At 66.4% G+C, this 7,372-nt stretch carries 5 protein-coding genes; all 5 read left to right on the top strand.

Annotated features, from left to right (window positions below; genetic code table 11):
* Nucleotides 1-455: LysR substrate-binding domain-containing protein (locus tag DYI24_RS17350; protein ID WP_246701284.1), on the top strand; the 455-nt coding region annotated here is incomplete at its 5' end.
* Nucleotides 456-505: 50 nt separating this feature from the next.
* Complete coding sequence (locus tag DYI24_RS17345) at nt 506-1,903, top strand: CoA transferase (RefSeq protein ID WP_164573185.1); 1,398 nt, start codon at nt 506-508, stop codon at nt 1,901-1,903.
* A 218-nt stretch (nt 1,904-2,121) separates the two neighbouring features.
* The gene (locus tag DYI24_RS17340) at nt 2,122-3,360 is read left to right on the top strand and encodes an efflux RND transporter periplasmic adaptor subunit (protein WP_164573184.1); all 1,239 of its coding nucleotides are present in this window, start codon (nt 2,122-2,124) and stop codon (nt 3,358-3,360) included.
* Nucleotides 3,361-3,519: 159 nt separating this feature from the next.
* A complete protein-coding gene (locus tag DYI24_RS17335) occupies nt 3,520-6,642 on the top strand; it encodes an efflux RND transporter permease subunit (RefSeq protein WP_107354968.1) in 3,123 nt (1,040 codons plus the stop codon).
* Between the two features lie 241 nt (nt 6,643-6,883).
* Nucleotides 6,884-7,168 carry a hypothetical protein gene (locus DYI24_RS17330; RefSeq protein ID WP_234822346.1) on the top strand — a complete coding sequence of 95 codons (285 nt, stop codon included), beginning with the start codon at nt 6,884-6,886 and terminating at the stop codon, nt 7,166-7,168.
* Nucleotides 7,169-7,372: the final 204 nt, after the last annotated feature.

Here is a 7,372-nt window from a genome sequence, read left to right as displayed (position 1 = left end):
TGCCGATCGCCGCCGACCGCCTCGCGCTGGTGATGCGGCGCGGCCATCCGAAAGCCAAACGCACCTGGCGGATCGGCGACTATGCCGACGTCGACCACGTCGGCATCGCGCTGCTCGACGACGGTCGCTCGGAGCTCGACGGAATCCTGGCGGCCGCGGGGGTGAGCCGCCGGGTCGCGCTGGTCACGCCGCATTTCACCGCGGCGCTGGCGACCGTCGCCGCGACCGACATGGTGACGACGATCTCCCGCGCGTTGGCCCGGCGCTTTGCCGGCGCCTTCGATCTGGTCGTCAAACCGCCGCCGTTCACCAAGATCGAGTTGCCGATGACGCTAGTGTGGTCGCATCTGCGTCATGGCGATCCGCTGCTGGTCTGGTTTCGTGGCCTCTTGCGCGAGGTCGCCGGGCCGGCCTATGCGGATCGTCGTCAACGCGCGGCGCGCGGACCGACTTAGCCGTGCGCCGTCACCAAGGCGGCTCCGATGAGAGCCGGGAGGCAAGGCGTATGCAATCTCCCCGTGATCTGCTTGCTGATCTCTGGACCTCCGTCGGCGCTGATGCTGCCGCGTTGGAACGCGTGACGCTCTCCGGCGACGAGCCGCAACTGCCGTCGTCGTTTCGCGTCGACGCCGCGGCGCAGGTGGCGATTGCGGCGAGCGGGCTGGCGGCGGCGGAGATCTGGGCGATGCGGAGCGGGCAGGCGCAGGGCGTCAGCGTCGACATCCGCCATGCCGCGATCGAGTGCCGCTCCGAGCGCTACTTGCGCAAGAACGACGAACCGCCGCCGCCCGCTTGGGATCCGCTCGCCGGCGTGTATCAGGTGAACGGCGGCCGTTACGTCCGGCTGCACACCAACTTTCCGCACCATCGCGACGCGGTCTGCCGGGTGCTCGCCTGCGAGCCGGTTCGCGACGCGGTGCAGGCCGCGCTGCTGCAGTGGCAGGGCGAAGCGTTCGAGACCGCTGCTTATGAGGCCGGCGGCGTGGTGGCGCTGATGCGTTCGCGTGAGGAATGGCAGGCGCTGCCGCAGGCTGCCGCGCTCGATGCGCTGCCGCTGGTGGAGATCAGCAAGATCGGCGAGGCTGCGCCGAAGCCGTGGCCGGAAGGCAGCCGGCCGCTCTCCGGTCTGCGCGTGCTCGATCTGTCGCGGGTGATCGCCGGCCCGGTCGCAGGCCGGACGCTGGCGGCGCATGGCGCCGACGTGATGCTGGTGTCGAGCCCTCGGCTGCCGTCGATCCCCTGGCTGGTGATCGACACCGGCCGCGGCAAGCTGTCGAGCTTCGCCGACCTGACCACGCAGGAGGGCCACGCCGCGCTACGCGACCTGCTCACCGAAGCGGACATCTTCAGCCAGGGCTATCGTCCGCGCTCTCTCGCCGCGCTCGGCTTCTCGCCTGAGGAAGCGGCCGCGATCAATCCCGGCATCGTTTACGTGTCACTTTCCGCTTATGGACGCTCGGGTCCGTGGGCGGAGCGGCGCGGTTTCGACTCCCTGGTGCAATGCGCCACCGGCTTCAACCATGCCGAAGGGCAGGCGGCCGGTGTCGCCGGACCGAAGGAATTGCCGATGCAGATCCTCGACCATGCGACCGGCTACCTGATGGCGTTCGGGGCGATGATCGCCAAGGCCCGCCAGGCGCGCGAGGGCGGAAGTTGGCACGTGCAGGTGTCGCTCGCCCGCACCGGCAAATGGCTGTGGGAGATGGGGCGGCTGCCGCACGGTCTCGCCACATCCGAAATCGGCCAGGAAGCGGCGGCGCCGTATCTCGAACGCGTCCAATCCGGCTTCGGGACGCTGCAGGCGGTCCGGCATTCTGCGGTTCTCAGCGCCACGCCGGCCGCCTGGGCCCGTCCGGCGGTGCCGCTGGGGACCGATCCGGCGGCCTGGCCGGCCCGCGGTTAAGGCCTCCGGTCGCCGGTTCCACCGGTTAATGTGCCGTTCAGGATGGAATTCGTAAGCCTGCCGATTGAGGCGCGCGTCTCGGTCGGCGGCTGACGCGCTGGTGTCATCATTCGCTGCTAAGCGCATTTTTGCCGTTTTCACTTTGCGCTGGCCACGATTCGGGCATTATCAGCCGTCAGGGAGGCAACGCGGCGATCAAGCCGGAGCTCAGGCAGGGCATGCGCGAACATTTTCTTCGAAATTTGCGTCTTCGGCGCACTTGGTGGATCGCGGCTGCGTGCGTTGCGGCCGGCGTTGCCGTGGGCGGTTACGAGTTGGCTCAGTTCAAGCAGCCCGGTCGCGGCCACACCGATATTTCCAGCCAGTCGCGCCGCAGTGCCGACCGCTACACCCCGACCCCGGCCGAATGGGCCAGCCTGACGATCGAGCCGGTGAGCGACCGCAGCTTCCGCGCCGAGCACGTCACCGAAGGCAAGATCGCGATCGACGAAGACCGCGCCACCCCGGTGTTCTCGCCCTATGCGGGCCGGGTGACCAAGCTGCTGGCGCGCCCCGGCGACCACGTCACCAAGGGCCAGCCGCTGTTTTCGATCGAAGCGCCCGACACCGTCCAGGCTCAGAACGATTTCATCACCGCCTCGACCGCGCTCAACAAGGCGAAGTCGCAGCTCGATCTGGCGCAGCTTCAGGACAAGCGCGCCCGCGATCTGTTCGAGGGCAAGGCGGTGCCGCTGAAGGACTATCAGCAGGCCCAGGCGACGCTGGTCACCGCGCAGAACGATTTCCAGTCGGCCACCACGGCGCTCGAAGCCGCACGTAACCAGCTGCGCATTCTCGGCCTCAGCGAGTCCGCGATCTCGGCCTTCCAGGACAAGGGCAATATCAATCCCGAGACCACCATCGTGGCGCCGATCGCCGGCACCGTGGTGCAGCGCAAGGTCGGTCCGGGCCAGTACGTCAACTCCGGCTCCAGCGATCCCGTCTATATGATCGGCGATCTCTCGACGGTGTGGCTGACCGCCTTCGTTCGCGAAAGCGAAGCTGCCGATGTCGCCGAAGGCCAGGACATCAGCTTCAAGGTACTGGCGCTGCCGGGTCGTACGCTGACCGGCCGGATCGACTACGTCGCCGCGGCGATCGATCCGACCACCCGCCGGCTGACGGTGCGCGCCACGATCGACAATCCCGGCGGGCTGCTGAAGCCGGAAATGTTCGCCAACGTCACGATCTACTCGCCGTCCGATCATCCGGCCGTCGGCGTGCCGCGCCAAGCGCTGATCTACGAAGGCGACCAGGTTCGTGTCTGGGTCGCGCATGACGACCGCTCGATCGAGCTGCGCACGGTGAAGCCGGGCCTGTCGGCCGGTGACCTGGTCGAAGTCACCGGCAATCTGCGCCCGGGCGAAAAGGTCATCACCCGCGGCAGCCTGTTCATCGATCGGGCCGCCACCGGGTAACTCCGGTCTGCACATGACCGTCGCCGCGCGGTCCCGCCGCCGGCGCTCCCGCCCTCAGCCTGCGGTCGCTTGTTCTTCTGAACGGCCTGCGGCATTGATCGACATAACCGCCGGACCAGCGCCTCACAGCCTCCGCCTGCCCTGAAAGGTCCGATCCGCATGGGTCGCCTCGTCGAACTCGCGGTCAACCGCCGTTTCCTGATGCTCGCGCTGTTCTTGCTGGTGCTGGCAGGCGGTGTCGCCGCGTTCGAACATCTCAATATCGAAGCCTATCCCGATCCGACGCCGCCGATGGTCGACATCGTCACCCAGAGCCCCGGGCTCTCGGCGGAGGAGATCGAGCGCTACATTACGATTCCGATCGAGACCCAGGTCGCCGGCATCAAGAACCTAAAGACGATCCGGACAATCTCGCTGTACGGCCTGTCCGACGTCAAACTGCAGTTCTCGTTCGACTACACATATCAGGAGGCGCTGCAGCAGGTCCTCAACCGGCTGTCACAGCTGCCGCCGTTGCCGGGCAACGTCCAGCCCGGTATCTCGCCGCTCAGCCCGATCGGCGAAATCTTCCGTTATCGGCTGGTCGGTCCGCCCGGCTACAGCGTGCTCGATTTGAAGACGTTGCAGGACTGGGTGCTGCAGCGCCGCTTCCGGGCCATCCCGGGCGTGATCGACGTTACCGGCTGGGGCGGCAAGACCAAGACCTACGAGGTCCAGGTCGATTTCAACAAGCTGATCGCCTACGGCCTGACGCTGCCGCAGGTGCTGCAGGCGGTCTCCAACTCCAACATCAATGTCGGCGGCAACACCGTCGACATCGGCGCGCAATCCGCGGTGGTGCGCGGCGTCGGCCTGATCCGTTCGCTCGACGATCTCGCCAATACGATGGTGGCGTCGAACAACGGCAATCCGGTGCTGGTCAAGGACGTCGCCAAGGTCAACGTCGCCGAGAAGCCGCGGCTCGGCATCGCCGGCATCAACAACGACGACGACATCGTCCAGGGCATCGTGCTGATGCGGCGCGGCGAGCAGAGCTCGCCGACGATCGCGCGGGTGGAGCAGGCGGTCACCAAGATCAACGCCTCGGGCCTGCTGCCGCCCGGCGTGAGGATCGAGCGGATCTACGACCGCAAGGACCTGATCGACACCACCACCCACACCGTACTGCACAACATGGTGGTCGGCATTCTGCTGATCGTGCTTCTGCAGTGGATCTTCCTCGGCGACCTGCGCAGCGCGCTGATCGTCGGCGCGACGATTCCGTTCGCGCTGTTCTTTGCGGTGATCATCCTGGTGTTACGGGGGGAGTCCGCCAACCTGCTGTCGGTCGGCGCGATCGACTTCGGGTTGATCGTCGACGCCACCGTGATCATGGTCGAGGCCATCTTCAGGCGCCTCTCGCACACAACCGTGCTGTCGCCCGAAGAGCGCAGCCAGATCTCCGCCGACACCATCATGGGGATGAAGAAGCACGCGATCCGCTCCGCCGCCGCGGACGTGTCGCGCTCGATCTTCTTCGCCGCGGCGATCATCATCGCGGCGTTCCTGCCGCTGTTCACGCTGTCCGGCGTCGAAGGAAACATCTTCGGCCCGATGGCCCGGACCTACGCCTACGCGCTCGCCGGCGGCCTGCTGGCGACCTTCACGGTGACGCCGGCGCTGAGCGCCATCATCCTGCCGCACCACGTCCAGGAGACCGAGACCTGGCTGATGCGGATGCTGCACAAGGTCTACACCCCGTGGCTCGGCTGGGCGGTGAAGAACCGGCCGGTGGTGATGGCCGGCGCGGCGGGCCTGGTGCTGACCACCCTGATCGCCACCCGGTTTCTGGGGCTCGAATTCCTGCCGAAGCTGGAAGAGGGCAACCTCTGGATCCGCGCCACGTTGCCGCCGACGATTTCGCTCACCGAGGGCAACGGCTACGTCAACGACATGCGCAAGCTGATCGCCAGCTTCCCCGAGGTCGAGTCGGTGGTGTCGCAGCATGGCCGGCCCGACGACGGAACCGACGCTGCCGGCTTCTTCAACGCCGAGTTCTTCGCGCCGCTGAAGCCCGCCTCGCAATGGCCCGGCAGCCACGACAAGGACGAGCTGACCGCGCGGATGCTGAAGCAGCTGCAGGCGAAATTCCCGGGCGTCGAGTTCAACTTCTCGCAATATCTGCAGGACAACGTCTCCGAAGCCGTGTCCGGCGTGAAGGGCGAGAACTCGATCAAGCTGTACGGCAACGACCTGCAGGCGCTGACCGACACCGCCAACAAGATCAAAGCGGTGCTATCGACGGTGCAGGGCGTGCAGGACCTCGCGGTGTTCACCTCGCTCGGCCAGCCGACGATCCAGATCGACGTCAACCGGGCTCGCGCCGCGCGCTACGGGCTGACGCCCGGCGACATCAACGCCACCATCAAGGTGGCGATCGGCGGCGACACTGCCGGTGATTTGTACGAGCCGGGCAGCGACCGGCATTTCCCGATCATCGTCCGGCTGGCGCCGGAGTATCGCAAGAGCGCCGAGGCGATCCACAATCTGCGGATCGGCGTGCAGGGGCCGAACGGCATCACCCAGATTCCGCTCAGCGAGCTCGCCGACATCCAGCTGGTGTCCGGCGCCGCCTACATCTATCGCGAGGACCAGGAGCGCTACCTGCCGATCAAGTTCTCGGTGCGCGAGCGCGATCTCGGCAGCGCGATCCGCGAGGCCCAGGAAAAGGTCAACGCCCAGGTCCAGTTGCCGCCGGGCTCGCGGATGGAATGGGTTGGCGAATTCGGCAATTTGCAGGACGCGATCAAGCGGCTGTCGATCGTGGTCCCGATCAGTCTGGCGCTGATCGGCGCGCTGCTGTTCTTCAATTTCGGCTCGCTCACCGACACGCTGCTGGCGATGAGCGTGATCCCGATGGCGATCTTCGGCGGCGTGATGGGTCTGCTGGTCAGCGGCATCCCGTTCAGCGTGTCGGCGGCGATCGGTTTCATCGCGCTGTTCGGTATTGCGGTGATGGACGGCATCATCATCCTGTCGCAGTACAATCAGTTGATCGACCAGGGGCTCGACCGCCTGCGCGCCGTGGTCCGCACCGGTGAGCTGCAGCTCCGGCCGGTGCTGATGACCTGCGTGATCGCCGGCGTCGGCCTGCTGCCGGCGGCGATGTCGACCGGAATCGGCTCGCAGGTGCAGAAGCCGTTGGCGATCGTAGTGGTCACCGGCATGATGCTGGCGCCGGGGGTGATTCTCATCACCCTGCCGGTTTTGATCTCGTATTTCTCCCGGCGGCGCGCCAACTAATCGCCCCGCCGGCCATTCGCCCTCCCTCGTAGTAACGCGGGTAGGAGTTGTCCGGGTGTGGCGAGATCGTGTTGAAAATACGCAACAACTGCGCTGTTACCGTGTGACGCCCTGATGACAAAGCCGTCGCGGCGATACACCGCAGCGGCCTCTTGACCTGAGTCAAGGAGGGCACGCGAGGCCATGGCAACATTCAACCATGGCCAAGCTTCTGGTTTACCGATGCCCGCAGAATGGTCTGATGACTCAGACCTGGCTTGCCGACGAGGTGGTCGGCGGGGATCGGCCGAGCTATGAGCCGGTGTTCTGTCTGGCGTGTTCCCAGCAGCATTTCATCAGCCTGGACACCGGCCGCGCGCTCGGCGACACCGCCGCCACCGTGACCGCGACGCATGGCCCGGCATTCCCGCCGCGCGAGGATCGCTTTCCGCCGCGCGCCGTCCTGCAGCCGGAAGCCGCCAGCTTCAGCGCGCCCGACGTCGACGCATTTAGCGGCTTTAGCGGCAATCAGTTCAAGGCGTATTGAGCGCACTTAGAGCATCTCTGCTTTTGACGGAATCAGGACCGCACTTCCTAGCGGTCGCAGCTTGCAGAACCTCATGGTGAGGAGGCGCAAAGCGCCGTCTCGAACCATGCGCCGCAGGCGATGTGGCTCCTCATCCTTCGAGACGCCCGGCGAGGCCGGGCTCCTCAGGATGAGGACTTCGGACGCTTGGCAAAGGCCAGATCC

Source organism: Rhodopseudomonas sp. BR0C11 (genome assembly GCF_010820945.1).
Classification (GTDB): Bacteria; Pseudomonadota; Alphaproteobacteria; order Rhizobiales; family Xanthobacteraceae; genus Rhodopseudomonas; species Rhodopseudomonas palustris_H.
Note: the sequence above shows the minus strand (reverse complement) of the source record. Positions and strands in the feature narration are given on the sequence as shown.